The organism is Kitasatospora sp. NPDC057512, assembly GCF_042802135.1.
In the GTDB taxonomy this organism is placed as follows: Bacteria; Actinomycetota; Actinomycetes; order Streptomycetales; family Streptomycetaceae; genus Kitasatospora.
Genome location: NZ_JBHVET010001113.1, coordinates 1 through 1847 on the forward strand (window position 1 = coordinate 1; position 1847 = coordinate 1847).

Here is a 1847-nt window from a genome sequence, read left to right on the forward strand (position 1 = left end):
TCGCGAGCCCGGCGCAGGCCGCGCTGTGGGGCCTGGGACGGGCCGCCGCGCTGGAGCACCCCGACCGCTGGGGCGGCCTGGTGGACCTGCCGGAGGAGTTCGACGGCCCGGCCGGGGACCGGCTGGCCGCGCTGCTGACGGGCGGGTCCGGCGAGGACCAGGTCGCGGTGCGGCCCGACGGCCTGTACGGGCGGCGGCTGCTGCCCGCGCCGTCGGCGCGGCGCGGCGACGCGCCCGGGTGGGACCCGGAGGGCACGGTGCTGATCACCGGCGGCACCGGCGCGCTCGGCGCCCGGCTGGCCCGCCACCTGGTCGCCGGGCGCGGCGTCCGCCACCTGCTGCTCACCAGCCGCAGCGGGCCCGGGGCCCCGGGCGCGGCCGACCTGACCGCCGAACTCCGCGCCCTCGGCGCCACCGTGACCGTCACGGCCTGCGACGCCGCCGACCGCGACCGGCTCGCCGCGCTCCTCGCGGACATCCCGGCCGCGCACCCGCTGACCGCGGTGGTGCACGCCGCCGGGGTGCTCGACGACGGCGTGATCGACGCGCTGACCCCGGAGCGGCTGGCGACCGTCCTGCGGGCCAAGGCCGCCTCGGCCCGCCACCTGCACGAGCTGACCCTGGACCTGGAGCCGGCGGCCTTCGTGCTGTTCTCCTCCTTCAGCGGCACGCTCGGCGCCCCCGGGCAGGCCAACTACGCCGCCGCCAACGCCTACCTGGACGCCCTGGCCGAGCGGCGCGCGGCCCTCGGCCTGCCCGCCACCTCGGTGGCCTGGGGGCCGTGGGACGAGGGCGGCATGGCCGCCGGGGGCGAGGTGCTGGAGCGCGCCCGGCGCACCGGGGTGACCCCGCTGGCGCCGGAGTCGGGGCTGGCCGCCCTGGACGCCGCGCTGGCCCAGGGCGACACCGCGGTCGCCGTGGTGGACGTGGACTGGTCCCGGTTCGCGCCGGGGTTCGTCGCGGCCAGGCCCAGCCGGCTGCTCGCCGAGCTCCCGGCCGTCCGGGCGCTGGCCCCGGACCGGGACGGCCCGGCCGCCGCGGCCGAGGACGGGAGCGCGCTGGCGGCCAGGCTGGCCGGCGTCTCCGGGGCGGAGCGCGAGCGGATCCTGCTGGAGCTGGTCCGCCGGCTCACCGCGGAGGTGCTCGGGCACCGCGGGCCGGAGGCGGTGGAGCCCCGGAAGGGGTTCCTGGAGCTGGGGTTCGACTCGCTGACGGCGGTCGAGCTGCGCAACCGCCTCGGCGGCGCCACCGGCCTCCCGCTGCCCTCCACGCTGCTCTTCGACCACCCGGACCCGGTGGCGCTGGCCGCCCTGCTGGCGGCCCGGCTGGCCCCGGTGGAGGACACCGCCGGGGACCCGGACGTGTTCGCCGGGCTGGACGCGCTGGAGGCGGCGCTCACGGACGCCGGGCTGGACGACGAGGACGGCCGCCGGGTCACCGTCAGGCTGGAGACCCTGCTGGCCAAGTGGCGCGAGTTCAGGGGTGCAGGGGTGGCGGTCAGGGGTGTCCCGGCCCCGGGTGCGGCTGCCACTGTCGAGGCGGACCTCGAACTGCAAGCCGCATCGGTGGATGAGGTGCTCTCCCTGATAGATGCGGAATTCGGCCTCTGAGCGGACAACCGCTGCCTGGAAGGTGTGCAATGCCGACGGATGACAAGGTCGTCGATTACCTCAAGAAGGTGACCGCAGACCTGCGGCGGACGCGTCAGCGGGTCCGCGAGCTGGAGGCCGCGGAGCACGAACCGATCGCGATCGTCGCGATGGGCTGCCGCTTCCCCGGCGACGTCGGGACACCCGAGGAGCCGTGGCGGCTGCTCGCCGACGGCCGTGACGCGGTCGGCGGGTTCC

Annotated in this window: 2 protein-coding genes; both read left to right on the forward strand. The window is 78.0% G+C overall.

What is annotated here, in order from left to right:
• Positions 1-1610: SDR family NAD(P)-dependent oxidoreductase (locus tag ACFU6K_RS38125; protein ID WP_380671122.1), on the forward strand; the 1610-nt coding region annotated here is incomplete at its 5' end.
• Positions 1611-1639: 29 nt separating this feature from the next.
• The coding region (locus tag ACFU6K_RS38130) for a polyketide synthase docking domain-containing protein (RefSeq protein WP_380671124.1) at positions 1640-1847 on the forward strand (208 nt) is incomplete at its 3' end.